Origin of the sequence: Nonomuraea coxensis DSM 45129, from assembly GCF_019397265.1 — a bacterium.
GTDB lineage: Bacteria > Actinomycetota > Actinomycetes > Streptosporangiales > Streptosporangiaceae > Nonomuraea > Nonomuraea coxensis.
Window position 1 is genome coordinate 1,259,550 of the sequence record NZ_CP068985.1, and the last position, 20,602, is coordinate 1,280,151.

At 72.5% G+C, this 20,602-nt stretch carries 20 protein-coding genes; 5 read left to right on the plus strand and 15 right to left on the minus strand.

Annotation, left to right across the window (positions count from 1 at the left end):
• Positions 1–57: 57 nt before the first annotated feature.
• The 3 genes from Nocox_RS06325 to Nocox_RS06335 are packed head-to-tail and all read right to left on the minus strand — an operon-like array spanning position 58 to position 3,319.
• The gene (locus tag Nocox_RS06325) at positions 58–834 is read right to left on the minus strand and encodes an ABC transporter permease subunit (protein ID WP_020541397.1); all 777 of its coding nucleotides are present in this window, start codon (positions 832–834) and stop codon (positions 58–60) included.
• Positions 831–2,405, minus strand: a complete 1,575-nt coding sequence (locus Nocox_RS06330; RefSeq protein ID WP_020541398.1) for an ABC transporter permease subunit — start codon at positions 2,403–2,405, stop codon at positions 831–833. The genes Nocox_RS06325 and Nocox_RS06330 overlap by 4 nt, the downstream gene beginning before the upstream one ends.
• Complete coding sequence (locus Nocox_RS06335) at positions 2,402–3,319, minus strand: ATP-binding cassette domain-containing protein (RefSeq protein ID WP_020541399.1); 918 nt, start codon at positions 3,317–3,319, stop codon at positions 2,402–2,404. The genes Nocox_RS06330 and Nocox_RS06335 overlap by 4 nt, the downstream gene beginning before the upstream one ends.
• A 136-nt stretch (positions 3,320–3,455) precedes the next feature.
• On the opposite strand from Nocox_RS06335, the gene Nocox_RS06340 reads away from it, so the two are divergent.
• The gene (locus Nocox_RS06340) at positions 3,456–4,829 is read left to right on the plus strand and encodes a sensor histidine kinase (RefSeq protein WP_211212547.1); all 1,374 of its coding nucleotides are present in this window, start codon (positions 3,456–3,458) and stop codon (positions 4,827–4,829) included.
• Positions 4,826–5,497 carry a response regulator gene (locus Nocox_RS06345; RefSeq protein ID WP_020541401.1) on the plus strand — a complete coding sequence of 224 codons (672 nt, stop codon included), beginning with the start codon at positions 4,826–4,828 and terminating at the stop codon, positions 5,495–5,497. The genes Nocox_RS06340 and Nocox_RS06345 overlap by 4 nt, the downstream gene beginning before the upstream one ends.
• Positions 5,498–5,831: 334 nt before the next feature.
• On the opposite strand, the gene Nocox_RS06350 is transcribed toward Nocox_RS06345, so the two are convergent.
• Positions 5,832–6,758: a Gfo/Idh/MocA family protein gene (locus Nocox_RS06350; protein ID WP_020541402.1), complete on the minus strand. Its 927-nt coding sequence runs from the start codon at positions 6,756–6,758 to the stop codon at positions 5,832–5,834.
• 83 nt (positions 6,759–6,841) lie between these two features.
• Here Nocox_RS06350 and Nocox_RS06355 point away from each other — a divergent pair, with 83 nt between their 5' ends.
• On the plus strand, positions 6,842–7,774 hold the full coding sequence (locus Nocox_RS06355; RefSeq protein WP_020541403.1) for a LysR family transcriptional regulator: 933 nt from the start codon (positions 6,842–6,844) through the stop codon (positions 7,772–7,774).
• 14 nt (positions 7,775–7,788) lie between these two features.
• Here the strand turns inward: Nocox_RS06355 and Nocox_RS06360 are convergent, their stop codons facing one another.
• The 5 genes from Nocox_RS06360 to Nocox_RS06380 form a co-directional block, all read right to left on the minus strand.
• Entirely contained in the window at positions 7,789–8,361 is a 573-nt protein-coding gene (locus Nocox_RS06360) for a substrate-binding domain-containing protein (RefSeq protein WP_020541404.1), read from the minus strand.
• Positions 8,362–8,452: 91 nt separating this feature from the next.
• The gene (locus tag Nocox_RS06365; RefSeq protein WP_020541405.1) at positions 8,453–10,414 is read right to left on the minus strand and encodes an acetoacetate--CoA ligase; all 1,962 of its coding nucleotides are present in this window, start codon (positions 10,412–10,414) and stop codon (positions 8,453–8,455) included.
• 59 nt (positions 10,415–10,473) lie between these two features.
• Complete coding sequence (locus tag Nocox_RS06370) at positions 10,474–11,331, minus strand: serine hydrolase (RefSeq protein ID WP_020541406.1); 858 nt, start codon at positions 11,329–11,331, stop codon at positions 10,474–10,476.
• Positions 11,328–12,245: a LysR substrate-binding domain-containing protein gene (locus Nocox_RS06375; protein ID WP_020541407.1), complete on the minus strand. Its 918-nt coding sequence runs from the start codon at positions 12,243–12,245 to the stop codon at positions 11,328–11,330. Before Nocox_RS06375 ends, Nocox_RS06370 begins: the two co-directional genes overlap by 4 nt.
• A gap of 74 nt (positions 12,246–12,319) precedes the next feature.
• Entirely contained in the window at positions 12,320–13,750 is a 1,431-nt protein-coding gene (locus Nocox_RS06380) for an ATP-binding protein (protein ID WP_026213955.1), read from the minus strand.
• Positions 13,751–13,994: 244 nt separating this feature from the next.
• Between Nocox_RS06380 and Nocox_RS06385 the strand changes: the two genes are divergently transcribed.
• Positions 13,995–15,611 carry a penicillin-binding transpeptidase domain-containing protein gene (locus Nocox_RS06385; protein WP_084685364.1) on the plus strand — a complete coding sequence of 539 codons (1,617 nt, stop codon included), beginning with the start codon at positions 13,995–13,997 and terminating at the stop codon, positions 15,609–15,611.
• A 2-nt stretch (positions 15,612–15,613) separates the two neighbouring features.
• Here Nocox_RS06385 and Nocox_RS06390 read toward each other — a convergent pair whose 3' ends face one another.
• The 6 genes from Nocox_RS06390 to Nocox_RS06415 all read right to left on the minus strand — a co-directional run bounded on the left by Nocox_RS06390 (position 15,614) and on the right by Nocox_RS06415 (position 19,596).
• Positions 15,614–16,321, minus strand: coding sequence for an HAD family hydrolase (locus Nocox_RS06390; RefSeq protein WP_020541410.1), 708 nt, complete (start codon positions 16,319–16,321; stop codon positions 15,614–15,616).
• 96 nt (positions 16,322–16,417) lie between these two features.
• The gene (locus Nocox_RS06395; protein ID WP_020541411.1) at positions 16,418–17,044 is read right to left on the minus strand and encodes an HAD family hydrolase; all 627 of its coding nucleotides are present in this window, start codon (positions 17,042–17,044) and stop codon (positions 16,418–16,420) included.
• 85 nt (positions 17,045–17,129) lie between these two features.
• Positions 17,130–17,579, minus strand: coding sequence for a DUF2690 domain-containing protein (locus Nocox_RS06400; protein WP_020541412.1), 450 nt, complete (start codon positions 17,577–17,579; stop codon positions 17,130–17,132).
• 89 nt (positions 17,580–17,668) lie between these two features.
• The gene (locus Nocox_RS06405; RefSeq protein WP_020541413.1) at positions 17,669–18,178 is read right to left on the minus strand and encodes a DUF6912 family protein; all 510 of its coding nucleotides are present in this window, start codon (positions 18,176–18,178) and stop codon (positions 17,669–17,671) included.
• A gap of 55 nt (positions 18,179–18,233) precedes the next feature.
• Positions 18,234–18,887 carry an HAD family hydrolase gene (locus tag Nocox_RS06410; protein ID WP_020541414.1) on the minus strand — a complete coding sequence of 218 codons (654 nt, stop codon included), beginning with the start codon at positions 18,885–18,887 and terminating at the stop codon, positions 18,234–18,236.
• Positions 18,888–18,957: 70 nt separating this feature from the next.
• Positions 18,958–19,596, minus strand: coding sequence for a GNAT family N-acetyltransferase (locus Nocox_RS06415; RefSeq protein WP_020541415.1), 639 nt, complete (start codon positions 19,594–19,596; stop codon positions 18,958–18,960).
• A gap of 203 nt (positions 19,597–19,799) precedes the next feature.
• Here Nocox_RS06415 and Nocox_RS06420 point away from each other — a divergent pair, with 203 nt between their 5' ends.
• Positions 19,800–20,432 carry a L,D-transpeptidase family protein gene (locus tag Nocox_RS06420; RefSeq protein ID WP_020541416.1) on the plus strand — a complete coding sequence of 211 codons (633 nt, stop codon included), beginning with the start codon at positions 19,800–19,802 and terminating at the stop codon, positions 20,430–20,432.
• Positions 20,433–20,602: the final 170 nt, after the last annotated feature.

Below are 20,602 nucleotides of genomic sequence, written 5' to 3' on the forward strand. Positions count from 1 at the left end.
TCGGAGTGATTCACGATGCTAGCTGACACTTAGCCAATTGTGGAGAATGGCATTTGGTCAGGCGTCGCGGCGGTGCAGCACCAGGGCGCCCAGGGCGAGGGCGGCGGCGGCCCAGGCGGCGAGGACGCCGAGACCGGCCCAAGGGGTGAGCGGGAGCGCGGCGGCGTCCGTGGTGGCCTGGACGGCGAGGCCCGCGTCCACCGGCGACACCGTCCTGAGCAGGCGCTGGACGTCCTCGTCGGCGACCAGGCGCACCGCCAGGGGGAACAGGTAGAGCAGGCCGAGCACGACCCCGGTGGCGGCGGCCGGGTCGCGCACGGCGGCCGCGACCCCCACGCCGAGCAGCGCGACCAGGCCGAGGTAGAGCACCGACCCGGCGGCGGCGCGCAGGGTGGGGCCGTCGAGCAGCGACAGCGGCGGGTAGCCGTGCCCCGGGGTGAAGCCGCCGCCCGGCAGGAGCAGCCGCCCGGCCAGCACCGACCCCGGCACCGCGACGGCTCCCGCGGCCAGCGCCAGGCCGGTGACGACGGCGGCCTTGGCGGCCAGCAGCACGCCCCGGCGCGGCACCGCGGCCAGGCTGGTGCGGATCATGCCGCTGCCGTACTCGCCGCAGACCGCCAGCACGGACAGCAGGGCGACCAGGGCCTGGCCGAGCCGCACGCCGGTCAGGGCCACCCGGGTGGCGTCGTGGCCGCAGCCGGCCGCGTCACAGCGGACGACCGCCGCCGCCAGCGCGCTCAGGGCGACGGTCAGCACGACCGTCGCGGCCGGCAGCCAGGCGAGGCCCGGCACGGTGCGGAGCTTCGTCCACTCCGCGAGCGTCGCCCGTCTCACACGTCCTCCCTGTTCAGGCGGCGTACGGCGAGGGCGAGCACCAGGACCGCGTACCCGCAGAGCACGGCGAACCCGGCCCAGGGCGGCAGCGGATAGAAGCCGCCCGCCGGCGCGTGGTGGCCGAGCACCTGCGGGTACTCCGGAATGCTCTGCTGGACGGCGAAGCCCGCCGCCGGCGTCACCCGCAGCAGCCAGTCCGCGATCGGCTCGGGCAGCACGGACGTGGTCGCGAGCACGTACGGCACCAGGACCGCCGCCACGGCCGCGATGACCGCCGCCGCGCCGCTCCGCAGCAGCGCGCCGAACGCGAGGGCGAGCACGGCGCTCACCGCCAGCACCCCCGCCACGCCCGCGACCACCCGCAGCTCGGTCAGCGTGGACACCGGCAGGAGATGGACGCCGTTGCCCGCGAGGACGCGCCGGGCGAGCGGCAGCGTGACCGCGGTGGCGGCGAGCGAGGCGGCGAAGGTCGCCCCCAGGACCACGACGGCCTTGGCCGCGAGCACCCGGCCGCGCCGCGGGCTCGCCAGCAGCGTCGTGCGGACCAGCCCGCGCCGGTACTCGGCGGTCACGGACAGCACGCCCACGACGATCACGGCGACCAGCGCGAACATCGCGCCCGCCAGGGTGTTCTCGACGGTGCTCCCGACCGTCAGGGGGGCGATGTCGCCCACGCCGGTGATCGTGTACGTGCCGCCGGACTCCCGGAAGCCGCCCGGATGGTGCGGCGAGCCGTCGAGCTCGTAGGAGACGCCGACGTCGTCGAGGGCGAACGGCCCGGCGGTGCCCGCCCCGCGCACGCCGAGCCGGTCCATGACGGCGGTGACCTCGGAGAAGCGGGAGGCGACGGTGGACCCGCCGGCGGCGTTGCCGCTGACCCGCACGTCGCCGGGGGAGGCGGCGAACAGGCCGACGCGGGCCTGCGCCGGCAGCCCAGGCATGCGGACGGCGGCGACCTTCGTCCACCGGACGCCGTCGGCGGACTCCTCGCCGGTGACCGTGTCGCCCGCCCGCGTCAGGCGCAGCCAGCGGGGGGTGGACGGGGTGACCTGGCCCGGCAGCCCGGCCACGTCCTCGGTGAAGTCGTGCTGCATGCGGACGCCGTGCTCGGCGGTGACCATGACGGCGGCGTAGGAGGCGCCCTGCCGGGTGCTCGCCCTGATCATGAGGCCGGCCCTGGCCCACGGGGTCATGGCCGCGGCGACGTTCCGCACGCCGGGCACGGCGTCGGGGAGGCGGATCTGACCGGACATCGCGCTCACCCGCACGGTGATCGAGCCGTCGCCGGTCAGGGGCCGGTGGGCGAAGAAGAAATGGTCCTCGACGGCCTCGCCGCCGGGACCGCGCGGCGGGACCGGGCAGGCCACCTCGACCGGCCCCTTCGAGCAGGAGGCGTGGCTGCCGGCCGCCGACAGCAGGCCGAGCCCGGCGACGAGCAGCGCCGCGAGCACCAGCCCGACCGGCCCGCCGGGGGCGGTGCGGAACTTTGTCCACTCGGCGTGGACGAGCCGGGCGAACCCGTCCCGCCCGGCCGTGCCGAGCGGCGAGCGGTAGGGGGCGGTCGCGGTCATCGGGCGGCCCCCCGGTACTCGACGGCGTCCCTGGTCAGATCCAGGTACGCCGCCTCCAGCGTGGCCCGGTGCGCGGACACCTCCGCGAACGGCACCTCGCGCGCCGTCAGCAGCCGGACGACCTGCTCGGCTCCCGGACCGTCCACGACGAGCGTCTCCCGGTCCTCCACGGTCACCGTGGCCCCGGCCTCGGCCAGGGCCCGCATGGCCGCCTCGCGGGCCGTCGTGCGCAGGCGTACCCGGCCGCCGGAGGCGCGGGCGATGAGGTCGGCCACGCTCGTGTCCGCCACCACCCGTCCCCGTCCCGCTACCACGAGGTGCCCGGCGGTGTCCTCCAGCTCGCTCATCAGGTGGCTGGAGACCAGCACCGCCCGCCCCTCGGCGGCCAGCGCGCGCAGGAAGCCGCGCATCCACACGATGCCCTCGGGGTCGAGGCCGTTGAACGGCTCGTCCAGCAGCAGCACCGGCGGATCGCCGAGCATCGCGGCGGCGATGCCGAGCCGCTGGCGCATCCCGAGCGAGTAGCCGCCCGCCCGGCGGCGGGCCGCCGCGCCGAGCCCCGACAGCTCCAGCACCTCGTCCACCCGGCGGGCGCCGAGGCCCTGGGAGTGGGCGAGCCACAGGAGGTGGTGGCGGCCGGTGCGGCCCGGCTGGAGGGCGGCGGCGTCCAGCAGCGCGCCGACGTGCCTGAGCGGGGTGCGCAGGCTCGCGTACGGGCGCCCGCCCACCAGGGCGTGGCCCTCGTCGGGGGCGTCCAGGGCGAGCACCACGCGCATGGTGGTGGACTTGCCCGCGCCGTTCGGGCCGACGAAGCCCGTGACGTGGCCGGGGCGGACCGTGAAGGTCATCCCGTCCAGGGCCTGTTTCGCGCCGAACCGCTTGCGCAGGCCGGAGACTTCGATGGTTGCTTCCACGGCTCCGAACCTAGGCAGTGGGCCGGGGGGCGGTCGTCCCGCGTGGGAGCGATCTTCCGGGTCACCGGCGCCCGCGACACGGGGTCCCTCGCGTGAGGGATGCGGGGGGTACGGTCCGGCGGTGACAATGGGTTTCGTGGCGATCTGGCAGGGTGTGGGCGTTCTGTGGGGGCCGCGGCCGGCGGACGGCGACGGCCCGGACCGCCGCCGTCGCCGCGCGCTGGTGGCGCTCGGGCTCCTGCTGGCCCTGGTCGCGGTGGCGGAAGCGCTCGCCACCCACCCGATCTCCGGCGGCTGGTCGGTCAGCGTCCCGGCCGGCGTGCCGGCGTCGGCCCTGGAGAACCCGGCCGGCGGGCCGGCCTCCGCCCTGGAGAACCCGGCTGACGGGGCGGCGTCGTCCCAGAACCTTTTGGGCGGCGGGCCGGCCTCGCCTCCGGAGGATGTGGCCGGTGGGGCGGTGTTCCCGGCGCGGGGGCCGCTTCGCCTGCTGGTCCTTCCGTTGCTGGCGCTCGCCACCACCCTGCCGCTCCCGCTTCTGGCGGGGCAGCCGATGATCGCGGCGGCCGTGGGCGGCGCGGCGGCCGTGCTGTCGGCAGGGGCGTTCCACACGCTGACCGTCGCCGGGGCGGCGGCCCAGGTGATCGCCCTCTACCGGGCGGGGCGGCACGGGCGGCCCGTCCCGGCGCTCGCGCTCGCGGCCCCGTTCCCGGCGCTGGCCCTGCTCCCGGTGGCGGGGCTCCCGGTGGGGGAGCTGGTTCTGGGGTTGGCCTGCCTGGCGCCGGTCGCCGCGCTCGGCGGCGTCGCGCTCGCGGCGCGCGCCGCGGCGGGCGCGCACAGCGCGGCCCGGCGGCAGGCCGCGGGCGACCTGCTGGAGCACACCGCCCGCGGCGAGCGGGCGCGCATCGCGCGGGAGCTGCACGACGTCGTCGCCCACCACATCTCCCTGGTCGCGGTCCAGGCCGAGACCGCCAGGCTGGCCGTCCCGGGGATGCCGCAGGCGGGGGCGGAGCGGCTGCTCGCCATCGGCGACACCGCCAGGCAGGCGCTCACCGAGATGCGCAGGCTGCTCGGCGTGCTGCGCGAGGACGACGGCGCCGAGGCGTCCTGGCGCCCCCAGCCCGGCCTGCGCCTGCACGAGCTGAACGAGCTGCTCGACGGCTCCCGCGAGGCGTGGGGCGCGGCCACCCGGCTCATCCTCCGGGGCGCGCCGGCCGAGCTGGACCCGGGGGTGGAGCTGGCGGCGTACCGGATCGTGCAGGAGGCGCTGACGAACGCGCGGCGGCACGCGCCGGGCGCGGCCGTGGACGTGGAGCTGGACTACACCGGCGCCGGCCTGCGCCTGTCGATCAGGGACAACGGCCCTGGGCCGCTCGACGGGCAGGGCGGCCACGGCCTGGCCGGCATGCGGGAGCGGGCCGCGGCCGTGGGCGGCGAGCTGGTCACCGGGCCCGCGCCCGGCGGCGGCTTCCTCGTCCTCGCCGTCCTGCCGGGCAGGGAGAGCGCGGCGTGAGCGGGCCGATCCGGGTCGTCATCGCCGACGACCACCTGGTGGTGCGGACGGGGTTCGGCGAGCTGCTGGACACGCAGCCGGACTTCGAGGTGGCCGGCAGGGCCGCCGACGGGCTGGAGGCGGTGCGGATCTGCCGCGAGGTGAAGCCGGACGTCGTCCTCATGGACGTCCGCATGCCCGGCATGGGCGGCATCGAGGCGACCAGGGAGCTGGCCGGCCCCGGCGGGCCGCGGGTGCTCATCCTGACCACGTTCGACCTCGACGAGTACGTCTACGACGCCCTGCGCGCCGGCGCGAGCGGCTTCCTGCTGAAGGACGTCACCGCGGAGCGCCTGTTCGACGCGGTGCGCGTGGTCGCGGCCGGCGAGGCGCTGCTGGCCCCGGCCGTCACCCGCCGCCTGATCGGCGAGTTCGCCCGCATGGGCCCGCGCCCCGGCGTCCCCGTGGCGGCGCTGGGCACGCTCACCCCGCGCGAGACGCAGGTTCTGCGGCTGGTCGCCGAGGGCCTGTCCAACCCCGAGATCGCCGCCCGGCTCGTGGTGACCGAGGAGACGGTCAAGACGCACGTGAGCCGGGTGCTGAACAAGCTGGGGCTGCGTGACCGGACGCAGGCGGTCGTCGCCGCGTACGAGACGGGCCTGGTCGTGCCGCGCAGCCGGCACTCGTGATCCCAGACCGGCGAGCCACCCACCTGGGCCGGCACCCAGCCCAGCGGGAGGTGCGGGCGGAGTCGGCCGGCGGCGACCTTGAGGAGCCGCTTGCCCGTGCCCCGATCACGGCCGGCCACGAGCCGGGTGGTGCGCGGTCAGTCCTTGCGACCCTCCCCACCGGGCACGAACGGTACCGGAGGGGAACACGCTCCTGGGCGCTGGTGGATGTCGACGTGGCTGACCCCGGCACAGGTGACTTGGACCGGCACCTGGTCGCGGGTCAGCGGGGGCGTCTCCACTTCGCGGAACTTGAGGACCGGCAGGCCACCGAGCGAAGAGACGACGATCGCCTTCACAGGTGGAAGCCCTCGATGAGCCGCTGTACTCGCAGCCCGGCAGAGAAGTCGGCCAGTGTGGTCTGCTCGCCTCGGACCGCTCTGGCGAACTCGGTCAGCCGGGTCTGCTCATCACCCCGCGGACCATCCAGCGTGACCTCTCGCCAGCCGGACCCATCGCCTTCGAAAAGCCGTCCCCACTCGGTGATTCGGTAGGAGGCCCGGGAGCCGTACAGCGTCCACTCATAGCTCTCCGGCCCGGCGGCCACCTGTCCGGACACTCGCACCGGCACGGCGTCGGCTGCCGTCAGCAGCACGTCCGCCGCGGTCTCGGCGGCAGGCCCGTAGGTGATCTGGGCGTGCGACCGGGTAAGCGGGCCCAGCAGGCGGTCGGTCAGGAAGAGAAAGTGCGAGGCGACCTCGCGCAAGAACCCGCCCTGTTCCCGCCCGGCCACCCAACCGGCTGCGCGCTGGAAGGCGCGCGGCCACTCCGGGAAGAGCAACCGGACCTCCACGCCCAGCACCGTCCCGGCCTCCCCCGCGCGCAGCGCCCGGCCGACCTCGACCGCGGCGGCACGGTCGGACAGTACGAAGTTGAGCGCGTTCACCGACCCCAGCTCCGCGGCGACCGAGACCATCTCAGCGCCCTCGTCCAGGTCGATGGCGAGCGGCTTCTCGCAGAAGACGGCCTTGCCCGCCTTCATCGCCTGGACGGCGTAGCCGGCGTGGGTCGAGGGCGGTGAGGCGATGTAGACCGCGTCGATGTCCGGGTGGTCGATGACGCGTTGGGCGTCCGGCGTGTGCGGGACGCCATCGGGTGCCAGTCGGACCGGGTCGGCGGTCAGCACGGTCTCGAACTCGGGATGGCCGGTCGCGATGCCGAGCATTTCAGAACCCATGGCGCCCAAGCCGATGATGCCCAGGCGGATGACCTGCTGATTCATGCGACCCAGCCTGTCGCCCGAGGAACCATCAGCACAAGCGATGATTTCTTAATGACGATTAAGTTTCAGTGTATTATCGGCCCGTGCTCGACGTTCACCGGCTGATGGTGCTCCGCTCCGTCGTGGAGACCGGTTCGATTCAGGCCGCTGCCGCGCACCTGGGTTACACCCCCTCGGCGATCAGCCAGCACCTGGCCACCCTGCAGCGTGAGACCGGCACAGTGCTCATGGAGCGGATCGGCCGGGGCATCCGGCCGACCGAGGCGGGACGGCTGCTCGCCGCCCATGCCGGGCGGATCCAAAGTCAGATCTCCGCGGCCGAGACCGCCCTCGCCGACCTGCGCGCAGGCAAGACCCAGCGACTGGTCGTCCGCTACTTCGCCACGGCAGGAGCAGTGCTCATCCCGCCGATCATGGCCGACTTCAGCCGCCGGTTCCCGGATGTGCGGGTGGAACTGCGGCTCGGCAAGGGCCTCGACAATGAGGGCGCCGATGCCGAGATCGTGGTGCTCCCCGGCACCGCCGGGGTGCCCGCCGGGTTCCGCGCGATCCATCTGCTCGACGATCCCTACGTGGTCGTACTGCCGTCCAGCCATCCCCTCGCCGAGGTGGAGGTGGTCGATCTGGCCCGGCTCGCCGGTGAGCCGTGGATCGACAACGAGTGGCCCAGCACGCTCTGCCGCGAAATCGTCCTCGACGCCTGCGGGGCCGCCGGGTTCAGCCCGCATTTCGTCGTGGAAGCCCACGACTACTCCTCGGCGGTCGCCTTCGTCGCGGCCGGGCTGGGCGTGACCGTGCTCCCCCAGCTCGCCCTGGGCGCCATCCCCACGGGCAATCTGACCTGCCGGCCGATCACCCGCCCGGTCCCGCGCCGCGAGATCTACGTCGTGGTCAGGGAGTACGCCGCTGACCATCCGGCGCTGGCCGCCTTCCTCACCCTCCTCCAAGCCTCGGCTGCCGAAAGGTGCGCCCCGATCGCCGCCGGCTCACCTCGAAGGCCGCCTGGACAGGCCTGAGCTCGACGTGACGGTCAGAAGTCGAAGTCGTCGATGTTGGACCTGTCGAACACGGTGGGCTTGCCGAGCAGCACCTCGCCCTTGGCCCCGACGGGGTATTCGCCCAGTTTGCCCGCCTTGAACGTCTCGCCCTCCGCGCCGGTGATCTGCCCGGAGGCGAGCGCCGCGGCGGCGTACGAGGCGAGGTAGCCGAGGTCGGCCGGGTTCCACAGCTCGAACGCCTCGATGGTGCCGTCCTTGACGAACTTGCGGAGCTGGTTCGGCGTGCCGAGCCCGGTCAGCTTCACCTTCCCCTTGTACGGCGAGTCCGACAGGTACCGGGCCGCCGCCGCGATGCCCACGGTGGTCGGCGAGATGATGCCCGCGAGGTCCGGGTACGAGCGCAGCAGCCCCTGCGTCTCGGTGAAGGACTTCTGGTCGTCGTCGTTGCCGTAGGCGACCTTGACCAGCTCCATGTCCTTGTACTCGGGCTTGCTCAGCTCGTCCTTCATGAACTCGATCCAGGTGTTCTGGTTCGTCGCGTTCGGCGTGGCGGACAGGATCGCGATCCTGCCCTTGTTGCCGAGCTGCTTGGCGAGGAGCTGCACCTCCGTACGCCCCAGGTCTTCGGCGCTTTAAGCGGTGCCAGGACGTTATTTCAGGGACGGCGGCGCGTCAATAGTCGATCAAGGCGCGGGATCAGGGCCGGAAGTGCCGCAGCACCTCCGGGTTCGCCATCGCGTCCGGGTTGGCCGCCTGCTCGACGGGGGTGCCCAGCAGGATCTTGCGGACCGGGACCTCCAGCTTCTTGCCCGACAGCGTGCGCGGGATGCCGGGGACCACGCGGATCTCGTTCGGGACGTGGCGGGGCGACAGCTCCTGCCGCAGCGCGCCGCACAGCGCCCGCTCCAGCTCCGGGGTCAGCTCGGCGCCCTCGGCCAGCGTGACGTACAGCAGGAGCCGGCCCTCCTGGCCGAGCTGCCCCGTGTCGATCACGAGGCTGTCGGCGACCTCCTCGAACCGCTCGACCACCCGGTAGAACTCGCTGGTGCCCATCCGTACGCCGCCGCGGTTGAGCGTGGAGTCGGAGCGGCCGTAGATGACGCAGCTCCCGTCCTCGTTGATCTTGATCCAGTCGCCGTGCCGCCACACGCCGGGGTAGACGTCGAAGTAGCTCTCGGCGTAGCGCTCGCCGCCGGGGTCGTTCCAGAACATCACCGGCATCGACGGCATGGGCTGCGTGATCACCAGCTCGCCCACCTCGCCCACGACCGGCTTGCCCGCCGGGTCGTACGCCTCCACCTTCGCCCCCAGCGACCGGCACGGGATGATGCCCGCCCTGATCGGGTGCAGCGTGGTCGCCCCGACGAAGCCGGTGCACACGTCCGTGCCGCCGGAGAACGACCCGACCGGCACCCCCGGCAGCGCGCCGGCCACCCACGCGAACCCCTCGGGCGGCAGCGGCGAGCCCGTGGAGCCCACCCCGCGCAGCCGCTCCAGCCCCTCGGGCTCGATCCCGGCCTTGAGCGAGGCCATGATGTACGGCGCCCCGGTGCCGAAGTACGTCACCCCCTCCGAGGCGGCGATCCGCCACAGCGCGGCGGGGGAGGGATGGGTCGCCGCGCCGTCGTACAGGACGGCCGTGGCCCCCACCAGCAGGGCGCCGACGAGGTAGTTCCACATCATCCAGCCCGTGGTGGTGTACCAGAAGAACACCTCGCCCTCGCCCAGGTCCTGGTGGAAGGAGAGCGACTTCAGGTGCTCCAGCACGATGCCGCCGTGGCCGTGCACGATCGGCTTGGGCAGCCCGGTCGTGCCGCTGGAGTAGAGGATCCACAGGGGATGGTCGAACGGCACCCGCTCGAACTCCAGCGGCGCGGACTCCGCCCGCAGCCCCTCCCAGCCGATCACCTCGCCGTGCGGCACCTCCAGCGTGTGCGGGGACGTGGGCTCGGCCCGCTGCGGCGCCCGGCCGTCCCCGGCCGCGGCCAGGTAGGGGATCCAGACGGTGGCCCGCAGCGAGGGCAGCGCGGCGGCGATCTCGTTGACGGCGGCCGAGCGGTCGTAGCTCTTGCCGTTGTAGTGGTAGCCGTCCACCGCGATGAGCACCTTGGGCTCGATCTGCTTGAACCGGTCGACGACGCTCGGCACCCCGAAGTCGGGGGAGCCGGCCGACCAGATCGCCCCGAGCGAGGCGGTGGCGAGGAAGGCGATGAGGGCCTGCGGGATGTTCGGCAGGTAGCCGGCCACCCGGTCGCCCCGCCGCACGCCCAGCCGGACCAGCCCGGCCCGCACCCGGGCCACCTCCTCGCGCAGCTCGGCGAAGGTCAGCTCCTGGCGGGCGCCGTCCTCGGAGACGAAGATCACGGCGGTGCCCTCGTCGCGGCGCAGCGCGTTCTCGGCGTAGTTGAGCCTGGCGCCCTCGAACCAGCGGGCGGCCGGCATCGCGCCGGACAGCACCGGCCCGTCGCCGCGCTCGCCGATCACCCCGAAGTGGTCCCAGATCGAGGTCCAGAACGCGGCCGGATCCTCGACGGACCAGCGCCACACGCTCTCGTAGTCCTCGCCCGCCCTGCCCAGCCACTCCAGATAGCGGGTCAGCCCCGACCGCGCGACCACCTCTTCGCCCGGCTCCCAGAGAAGCTCGCCCTCAGCAACCATGTGCCCCATCCTGTCGCCCGATCCATGGAGAGTCATACCTGTACCCCCCACATAACTAGCTAGCGTCTCAGGTGGTCCACCGCCATACGCGCGGCGGTGCCGATCACCGCGTCGGCCCGCGGCTGGTTCAGCGCGGTGGAGAAGGAGCGGGTGAAGACCGCCACCGCGTACCGCCCGCCGTCGGGGTACTCGACCACGCCGGACTCCGTGCGCAGCGTCGGCAGCGTGCCGGTCTTGCCGCTGACGGCCACGTCGTCGTACGGGAAGCCGGAGGCCAGCCGGTGCGGCCACACCTGCATGTTGAGCACGCCGCGCATCCACGCGCACGACGCGGCGGAGGCGATCTCGTCGCGCCAGATCAGCCCGGACAGCCGCGCCATCTCCCGCGGCGTGCTCGTGTTGCCCCACGCCGGGTCGAACGCGCGCATCCGGGACAACTCATCGGGATCCTGGTACGGCCACCCGTGCCCGGCGTCGGCCGCCATGCTGTCGTTGATCTCCTGGCTGCTGCGCCGCACCCGCGTCACGTCCAGCCCGTACGACGCCAGCATGGCGTTGACCGCCTCCCTGCCGACCCGCCGCAGCAGCACGTCGGCCGAGGCGTTGTCGCTCACCGCGATCATCAGGTACGCCAGGTCCCGCAGCGACATCGTCACGTCGTCGAGCATCGCCGAGATCCCGGTCGGCCCCGACGACCGGTCGCCGGCCGGCACCGTCACCCGCTCGGCCGGGTCGAGCAGCCCGGCGTCGGCCTGCCGGCAGAGCTCGGCCAGCAGCGGCACCTTGAACATCGACGCGATCGGCAGCGGCTCGTCGGCCCCGTGCCCGATCTCCCGCCCGGTGTCGAGGTCGGCGGCGTGCAGCCAGCCGGTGACCCCCGCCACCCGGAACAGCGCCTCGAAGTCGGGCCCGCTCATGCCAGCATCCCCGGCCTGCGGCTGACGCGCCGCGGCGGCACCGCGCCCTCGTCGGTCATTCCGGCGCTCTCCTTCAACGTGCGTACGGCGACGGCCGAGAAGTCGCCGGCCGCGGCCGTCTCGCCGCGCCAGGCCGTGGAGACCCGGGACGTGATCGGCGAGCCTAGCAGCGGCCGCCACGCCAGCCCCGGCGCCTCCGCCTCCGGCCCGAACGCGACCGCCGCGCCCGCCAGCACCAGCCCCAGGCCCGCGCCCTGGTGCACCTGCGGCGGCACGTACCCGTGGCGGCGGCAGGCCGCCAGCACCTCGGCGTGCAGGCCGGGCTCGCCCTCCTTCGGCGGCATCAGCAGCTCCCGCCCGGCGAGGTCGGCCAGGTGCACCTCGCCGGCCCCGGTCAGTGGGTCGCCCTCGGGCAGCAGCACGCCCTGCGCCTGCACGAGGATCTCGCCGAAGCGCAGGCCGGGCGCGGAGACCGGGTGCCGGACCAGGCCGACGTCGATCGTCCCCTCGGCGAGGGCGGCGACCTGGTCGGCGGTCCATATCTCGGCCGGCGCGAGGCGCACCTCCGGATGGCTCTCCCGGAAGCGGGCCACCAGAGCCGCGATCACGGCGGCGGCCAGGTCGGGCGGAACCCCGACCCTGAGCACCGCCCCCCGCCCCTGCCGGGCCAGCTCGTGCAGCCGGTCCGCGCGGGCGACGATCTCACGCGCCTCGCCGAGCAGCAGCCGCCCCGTCTCGGTGAGGCGCACCTGCCGCGCCGATCGGTCGAACAGCCGGGCGCCGAGCTCCTCCTCCAGCCGCTTGATGCGCTGGCTGAGCGGCGGCTGGGCCATGCCGAGCCGGATCGCGGCGTTCCCGAAGTGGAGTTCCTCGGCCACCGCGATGAAGTAGCGAAGGTGCCGGACGAGGTCCACGAACAGGCACTATATCGAGATTCGTAATTTCCGGCGTTTCATATCAAAAGGGACTTCTTCTTCGTCAACATCCCCTACTCCGGGAGTCTTCGGTAGGTTGTCGGCTTCCCTTGGCCCCCTAGTTGCTCGACGAGCCCTCTTGATCGCAGTTCGCGGAGTACCTTGCGGATGTTGGGCGCGGACAGGTTCAGTTCCTGCTTGAGATCGGCGACACTGCGTGTCCCTGCGGCCAAGGCGTCGTAGACGCGCAGCTCCGTCTCGTTGAGGTCGTCGCCCGGACGGATCACAGGGCGTGCCTGCCGCCGCAGGACGACAGTGAAGCGGATGGCGGCGTCGATGTAGTGCGCAGGCGGAAGCCCGGCCTCTGCCAGGGCATCGGCCACGGTCGGAATGCCGGTTGCCGGCGCCTCGATCACTCGCGCGTTTTCTTCCGGTGTGCGGGCGTGCTGGCAGATCGCAACGAGTTGCGCATTGCGTGCTGAGGTGACGGCATCTCGGCCGAGTCGATCGACCGTGATGCCGTACAGGCCGCCCGGGTTGGAGACGATCAGCCGGTCACGACGGAGCCGAACCTCGACGGCCATGCCGGCCGACCAATGATCGAGGTCGCGATGGACGAGAGCGTTGGCGATGATCTCGCGAAAGGCGATGTACGGGTAGGCGGGGCGATCACGGACAGTTCCGTCCGGCGCTGACACGACGCTGGTGTCGAAGGTTCGCCGTGCCCAGGCCAGGGCCTCCTCCAGCATCCGTGGAATGGCCCCGGTGATCGTGACCTGGTTCCGAGCCCGCGATCCTGCGGGATCGGTCGGCGATGGCTCTGCCGAAGCCTGGATGACGAAGCGCGGAAACCACTCCTGTGGATGAACCCCGAGAGCCAGCACCCCGGCGACGGTCGGCGTGCCATCGGGCAGAGTAACTCCGGCACGCCGTAGCAACTCGGCATCGTCAGGGAAACGGCCGAGTCCGTGGGGATCCCGTTCGCGGACCGAACGCAGGAACGCCGCGACAAGGTCGATGTCCAGGTCCTCGCGGGTGGCCCCTGGCACGGGCTGTCGGTCGAAGAGCGGCGGCTTCCGGGCGGCAAGGAACGCCTGCTCCTCCAGATCCGACAGGGGGAAGTCCCCGTCGTACCCTCGCATGTAGGCCGTGCCCGACGCGATGATCCGGCACGGCTTGGACGACGGATCGCATTCATGAACCCTGGCGACGATGATCGGCGCCCCATCCAGCTCCGCGTCGCTGATCGTCAGCTGGACGGGTGGCGAGAACGAGCGGGCCTTGTGAGCCAGGCCCTGCTTGAGAGCCTGCGGATCGGAAAGCCGTACCGGACGAAAGCCGGTTGCCTTGTCGAGGCCGAGGATGATCGTCCCGCCGCCTGGGTGGTTCGCCAGCGCGCTCAAAGTTGAGGCGAGTGACTGCGGCAATCCTCCTGCCGCCGACTTGACCTCCACATCGTCGTAGTCGCCTCCGGCCGTGCGGAGACGTGCGACCAACTCGTTCATCCTCTGGCTCATAGGCAAATGTCACCATGCGCTGGTTACATTAACTTCGGTTCTGGTTACATTTATGCATGGGCCGTACGGACACGCGATCACATCTTCGGGCGCGCCTGACGCCGCGGTGAACCATGACACTCCTGGCAGCGCCGACGAGGCCCGCGAACAGGGGCTATATCCATTTCCCTAAGGATGGCAGTCCCATATCGGTATTGGACATCATGGCTCCCGCTCTGGTCTGCTCGGCCGCATGGCACCACAAACGGGGGCAAAGTACGCCTATCTTCAGCCGGAGCAGCCCGCAAGGCGGCGCCGGCGCCGCTGGCCCTGGCTGCTCGCCGTGCTCCTGGTCCCGCTCGTGGCCGCGGGCGGCGTGATCTGGGCACTGCGCACCGAAGGGTCGGCCGAGGAGACCGCCGACCGCTACCTCGCGGCCTGGAGCGAGCCGGACCACGCCGCCATGCGGGAGCTCGTCGCCGACCCGCCCGCCGACTTCGAGGAGCGGCTCCAGCGGTTCCGTACCGATCTCAAAATCACCCAGGCGACGTTCCACCGGCCGATCTCCACCGGGCCCTTCGCCGACAACGGGCCGGACGACGAGGGCTACCTGAGCTTCACCGCGAGGCTGTCCGGCGTGCGCGACTGGAGGTACGACGGCCGGCTGCGCCTGGTCGAGCGCGGCGGCGCGTGGAAGGTCGCCTGGACGCCCGCCGCCCTGCACCCGCTGCTCGCCACCCCGGGCCGCTCCCTGCGCGCGGTGAGCGAGAAGGGCGAGCCGCCGCAGGTGCTGGCCGCCGACGGCACGCCCGTCAGCACCCCGGACGCGCCCGGCTCGGTGCAGCAGCTCGTCGAGGGCGTCAAGCAGGCCCACCCCGACCGTTTCAAGGTCCGCGACCGCGTGCGCATCGACCTCTACCAGGGGGACGAGCGGGTGCGGACCGTCGTGCCCGCCGACGGCGTACGGCCCGTCAAGACCACCCTCGACCTCGCCGTCCACCGGGCGGGCGCGGCGGCGCTGGAGGACGTCACCCAGCCGGCCTCGCTCGTGGCGCTGCGGGCCTCCACGGGGGAGATCCTGGCCGTGGTCAACAAGCCGGGCGGGTTCAACCGGGCGCTGCTCGGGAAGTACCCGCCGGGTTCGACGTTCAAGGTCGTGACGGCGTCGGCGCTGGTCGCGGGCGGCGTCAAACCGGGGCAGCGGGTCGCCTGCCCGGCCGAGAAGAACATCGGCGGCTTCCCGTTCCACAACGCCGGGTTCGAGGACTTCGGGACGCTGACGTTCCGCGAGGCGTTCGCGCACTCGTGCAACACGACGTTCGGCGAGATGAGCGTGACCTCGCTCGGCGGGGGGCGGCTGGGGGAAGTCGCGCGCAGCTTCGGGTTCGGCACGCCGATCATGCCCGGCGTGCCCGCCGTGCGGGCCGAGTTCCCCGACCCCAAGGACGACACCGACCTCGCCTCCGCCTCCATCGGCCAGGGGCGGGTGCTGGCGAGCCCGCTCAACATGGCCTCCGTCGCCGCCGCCATCGCGTCGGGGGCGTGGATCCCGCCCCGCCTCGTGCTGGATGAGCACAACGCGGGCCATGACCGCCGGCCCCGGCCGCTGGAGCCCGCCGTGGCGGACGCCCTGCGCACCCTCATGCCCGCCGTCGTCACCGACGGGACCGCGCAGGCCGTACGGTTCCCGGCCGGCACCGCGGGCAAGACCGGCACAGCCGAGTACGGCTCGGGAGAGGAGCCGCCCGCCCACTCGTGGTTCATCGGCTACAAGGGGGACGTGGCCTTCGCCGTCATCGCCGAGGGCGGGGGCGCCGGCTCCGCGGTGGCGGCGCCGGCCGCCGCCCGCTTCCTGCGGGCCCTCGGCTGAGGTCAGCCCGCCTTGCGGGAGGCGGAGGCGGTGAGGGCGGCGACGGCGTTGACGACCTCGGAGGCGTCGGAGAGGTCGGGGAGCACCAGGTCGGCGCCGGCCTCCCGGAGCTCGGCGGCCGTCGAGCGGCCGGAGGCGACGCCGATCATCGCCGCCCCGCCGATCCTGGCCGCCTGGACGTCGCGGACGGAGTCGCCGATCACCACGGTGTTGTCCGCCGTGAAGGCGGTGCCGAGCCGCGCCTTGGCCCGCCCCTGGGCGACCTGGAGCAGCGTCGCCTTGGGGTAGGGCTCCTCGCCGTAACCGCCGAGCTCGAAGTCGACGAACTTGTCCAGCCCGAACGCCTTCAGTTTGAGCACCGCGTTGCTCTTGATCGTCCCGGTCAGCACGGTCTGCGCCACGCCGTCCAGCCGGGACACGGCCCGCAGCGCGTCCTTGGCCCCGGCCATCGCCCGCCCCTCCTTGGCCAGCCGCCCCTTGCGCGCGGCGAAGGCCGTGGCCAGCGCGGCCAGGAACCCGGGCAGATGCTCGTCCTCGGCCCGCACCCCGTTGACGGCGAGCGTCTCGAAGACGATCTCGGAGTCGGGCCGGCCCATGGGCGGGACGAGCTTGACCAGCGGGCGGCCGGTCACGGCGCGGAACGCCTCGGCGTAGGCGTCTCTGGTCACGATGGCGACGTCGACCAGCGTCAGGTCGACGTTCCACAGCACAAGGCGGTTGATGGCAGCCTCCTGGAAGGAACACTGCAAGGGTAAGGGCGGCGCGCCCGCGAGGCCCGCCGTCCCGCGGATTTCCGTAGGCCCGGGTCAGGCGAAGTCGAGGGCGGCGGCCAGCGTGTCGACCACCGGCAGCCCGGTGCCCTCCAGCTCGGCCCTGGTGGACATGCCGCCGGTGTAGAGCACGGCGCGCGCGCCCACGTGGCGGGCGGCGAGCCCGTCGTCCACGCTGTCGCCGATCACCAGCACCTCGGCGGGGTCGACGTCGAGCGCCTGGATGTGCGCGGCCATGTGGGCGGCCTTCTCGCCGCCGGTGGCGCCGTGCAGCCCGTCGATCCGGGTGAAGTGCCGGGTGATGCCGAACGCGTCCACCTTCGGCACCAGGTGCGTGTGCGAGGCCATCGAGCAGAGCGACTGGGTGCCGGTCCAGCCGGTGAGCACCGTCTCGGCGTCGGCGGCGAGCCCGCAGATCTCGCTGAGCCGGAAGTAGTGCTCGTGGAAGCCCTCGTCGAGCAGCTCCCACTCGCCCTCGTTCAGAGGCCGGCCGAGCAGGCGCTCGTAGGCGACCCAGATGGGCCGGGTGTAGACGGCGCGGAAGCCGTCGGCGGTCAGGGCGGGCAGCGCGTACGCCTTGAAGACCTCGTTGGTGGCCCCGACCACGGCGTCGATGTCGTGGAACAGCGTGCCGTTCCAGTCCCAAATGATGTGTTTCGTCATTTGGCGGCCAGCCTATGCCCCGGGGCCGACATTCTCGTGCGAGGGCCCCGGGCCACGACCGTCCGGCCGCGGCCCGGGGTGATGCTCAGCCGCAGGCCTTGGAGGTGGCGCCGGAGCCGTTCTGGCCGCCCCGGCCGCCGTTCCACTGCACGGTGACGCTGCCCCACGCGCAGACGTTGTTGGCGTAGAGCATGTTGCCCCAGTGCCGGCCGCCGTTGCCCTTCTTGAAGCGGAAGGTGTCGCTGGCGCCGTTGCGGTAGACGCGGATGGTGCCCGACGCGGAGGAGGCCGTGAAGATCTCCGTCCAGTTCGTCTTGCACTTGCCCGACCACATGAGCTTGATCGTGCCCACCTTGCCGTTGGCCCGGCTGTTGATCGCGGCGGTGCGCACGACGCGCGCCGAGTTGCCGCAGCCGGTGCGGTACGGGTCCTGGTGGTCGTAGGGCTTCAGCGCGGCCTGTGCGTGGGCTGGGGAGCCCGCCAGGAGGGTGACCGCCGCGGCCCCGATCGCGGTCGCCGCTACGCGAAGCTTCACTTGGAATCGACTCCTCGTGTCAAAAAACAGTGCTGCGTCGGGACATTAGCGAGAATCCGCGCGGAACGGTCAAGATTTTGTGATCTTTGTCATGATCGCAACAGGTCGGGGATCTCCTGGGTGGCGTACCACATGAGTTCGTGGGCCTCCGCCCCGTCCACCGTGAACCGGGCGTCGTCGTCGCCCTCGTCGGCGGCGGGCAGCGCGGCGAGCGCGGCCTCGATGTCGGCGGTGGCCCCCACGTCGTCGATGTGGACGGCGGCCACCTTGGTCATCGGCACCGCCTGCGCGAGCCGGACGCGGGCGCGTTCCTCCAGGTCTGCGCCGGCTCTGGCGGTGCCCTCCGGCACCTCGGCGGCGATCACCACCCGGCGCGGCGGCGCCTGGACGCCGTCGGCGCGGTCGGCCGCCAGCAGGCGCAGCGAGGCACGGGCGGCCTCGGTCAGCGCCACGTACTCGAGCTCCTCGGTGTCGCCCGAGGCGTACCACTCGGTCAGCGCGGGGGTCACCGCGTAGCCGGTCAGCGGGGCCGGGCCCAGCTCTCCCAGCTTGACCGCGGTGGCCAGGGCCGGGAGGGTGCACGGCAGATAGACGCGCATCACGAACCTTTCGTGCTTCAGGCCGCCGGGAACGGCCCGGCGTGCAGGGCACCTATCATGCCCGCCGCAGCGTGAGGCGGAGGAGAGACTCGAGTTCCGCGATGGTCGTGTCCGGGTCGCGGTGGTGGATCCCGGCCATGCCGAGGGCCCGCGCGGCCGTGATGTTGGCTTCGATGTCGTCGATGAACACGCACTCCGCGCCGGGCAGCCCGATCAGGGTGAGCGCGTGGTGGAAGATGCGCGGCTCGGGCTTGCGCATGCCGACCTCGCCGGAGATGACCACGGCGTCGAAGATGTCGTCCCAGCCGTCGCGCTGGTAGGTGTGGGACCAGGAGTTGGAGACCAGGCAGGTCCTGACGCCCTGGGCGCGGACGTCGCGCAGCATGTCGTGCATCGCCTCGACCCGCTCGAACCCGGCGAACATGCGCTCCAGCAGCCCGTCGGCGACCGGCGGCACCCCGTCCAGGGTGAGCAGGCGGGCGGCGAGGTCGCGCTCGAACGCGGGCCCGTCGAGCTCGCCGCGCTCCAGGGCGTGGACGGCGTTCTCGCCCGCGCCCTCGCCGTAGGCGTGGTCGATCATCTCGCGCATGACGGAGCGGTAGTGCGCGCCGTCGATCCGGTCCGCCTCGATCCACTTGGCGATGGAGTCGGCGAGGCTGGTCGTGAGCACCCCGCCCCAGTCGATCAGCACACCCGTGACCACGGCCACCTCCAGCTCGAACTCCGTTCTAGAATAGGACGTCCTCGGAAATGGCGATAAATCAGGCTAAGTTGCCAGGTCAGGAGGCGTCGAGGCCCAGCAACGGCAGGCACGGGCCGAGGTTGCGGATCTCGATGCCCGGGGTCTCGCTCCAGTCCTCGGCGGCCAGCCGGAAGCGCTGGGTGACGACCGGCTCGCCCTTGCGGGCGTGCATCCTGATGCCGTCCTCGCGGTAGCCGAGCTTGCGCGTGACCGCGAGCGAGGCGTGATTGTCCTCGAACGCCTCCGTCACCGCGTGGCGCGCGCCGAGCCCGGCGAAGGCCAGGTGCAGGACGGCCGCCCGCATCTCGGTGCCGATGCCCTGGCCGTGGAAGCGCCGGCCGAGCCAGGAGCCGGTGCCCGCCTCGCGGGTGACGGCGAAGTCCTTGCCCTGGATCCCCTGGGTGCCGATGACCTGGCCCTCGTACAGGACGGCGAACTCCAGCGCCCAGTCGTCGGCGGTCAGCGCGCCCCAGGCGCGGAAGTGGTACTGCGCGGTCCTCCGGGCCCGCTCGGCGGGGTCGCCGTCCGTCCAGGGGAACAGGAACGGCATGAAGCCGTCCTCGTGAATGCCCTCGGCGGCGCGGTCGCCCAGCTCGTCGAGATCCTCCAGGGACGGGACGCGCAGCACGAGGCGCGGCGTCGTGATGGACAGGTCGAAAAACGGCCAGTTACGCATACCGCCACATCTTCCCCGAGCAGATAGGAGGATCGCGACTTATTTTCCGAAGCCAGAAGGTGCTTATTCGATGATTCGGGTACGCGCGCTATATGAAGACTAAGGTACGGGGAATAGCCGCTCTCATCCTGCTATGCGGTTTTTCAACGGTGATGAGTGCGCCGGCCGCGGCGGACGAGGAAGCGGAGGAGGAAACGGCTTCCGTGACCGTTCTGCGGCCCGGCGACCGCGGCGAGGAGGTCAGGGCGCTGCAGCGCCGCCTCCACCAGGGCGGCTTCTACTTCGGCCGGTACAACGGCGTCTACGACGAGCAGACCAAGTTCGCCGTCTGGGCGTTGCAGAAGACCCGCAGGATGATGCCGAGGGGCGCGGTCGGCCCCGAGGTGTGGAAGGCGCTGGACCGGCGCTCGCGCCAGCGGCCCCTCGTGCCCAGGGGTGCCGCGAACCGGGTCGAGGTGGACCTGAGCTACCAGCTCCTCACCGTCTACCGCAACCGCCGCCCCGTGCTCACCTCGCACATCTCCTCGGGCGCCGAGGTGCGCTACTGCAAGGACGGTCGCTGCGGGACCGCGATCACGCCGGTGGGCGACTTCCGGGTCACCAGCCGCGCGCCCGGCTGGACGACCGGGCGGCTGGGCTCGATGTTCAACTCGCTCTACTTCGTCGGCGGGATCGCCCTGCACGGCTCGACGCAGGTGCCGCTGCGGCCGGCCTCGCACGGCTGCGTCCGGGTGCCGATAACGGTCTCCAAGCGGCTGTTCGAGCTGGTCAAGATCGGCGATCCGGTGTACGTGCGCGGCAAGATCTACCGGCAGAAACGGCATCACCGGAACTAATTCACATACGCATTTTCCGCGAAATAATCGGACATGTTGGCGTCTATTGTCGCGGCCCGTCTGGCCCATTCCTTGAACCGCCACCCGGCGAGCGCGCGGCGTACGGGCGGTGGCAAAAGGCCGGGCCACCGCCCGCCACCACCACCACCCGCCATGCGCCGTGCGCCACC

Coding starts and splice junctions, on each gene's coding strand:
- Nocox_RS06405 (WP_020541413.1), bottom strand. CDS start 18,178: ATGCGCGTCTATCTGCCGTGCACCCTCCCGGCCCTGGCCACCGCGGTC.
- Nocox_RS06385 (WP_084685364.1), top strand. CDS start 13,995: ATGGCACCACAAACGGGGGCAAAGTACGCCTATCTTCAGCCGGAGCAG.
- Nocox_RS06370 (WP_020541406.1), bottom strand. CDS start 11,331: ATGAGCGGGCCCGACTTCGAGGCGCTGTTCCGGGTGGCGGGGGTCACC.
- Nocox_RS06415 (WP_020541415.1), bottom strand. CDS start 19,596: ATGCGTAACTGGCCGTTTTTCGACCTGTCCATCACGACGCCGCGCCTC.
- Nocox_RS06350 (WP_020541402.1), bottom strand. CDS start 6,758: ATGAATCAGCAGGTCATCCGCCTGGGCATCATCGGCTTGGGCGCCATG.
- Nocox_RS06395 (WP_020541411.1), bottom strand. CDS start 17,044: ATGACGAAACACATCATTTGGGACTGGAACGGCACGCTGTTCCACGAC.
- Nocox_RS06380 (WP_026213955.1), bottom strand. CDS start 13,750: ATGAACGAGTTGGTCGCACGTCTCCGCACGGCCGGAGGCGACTACGAC.
- Nocox_RS06330 (WP_020541398.1), bottom strand. CDS start 2,405: ATGACCGCGACCGCCCCCTACCGCTCGCCGCTCGGCACGGCCGGGCGG.
- Nocox_RS06365 (WP_020541405.1), bottom strand. CDS start 10,414: ATGGTTGCTGAGGGCGAGCTTCTCTGGGAGCCGGGCGAAGAGGTGGTC.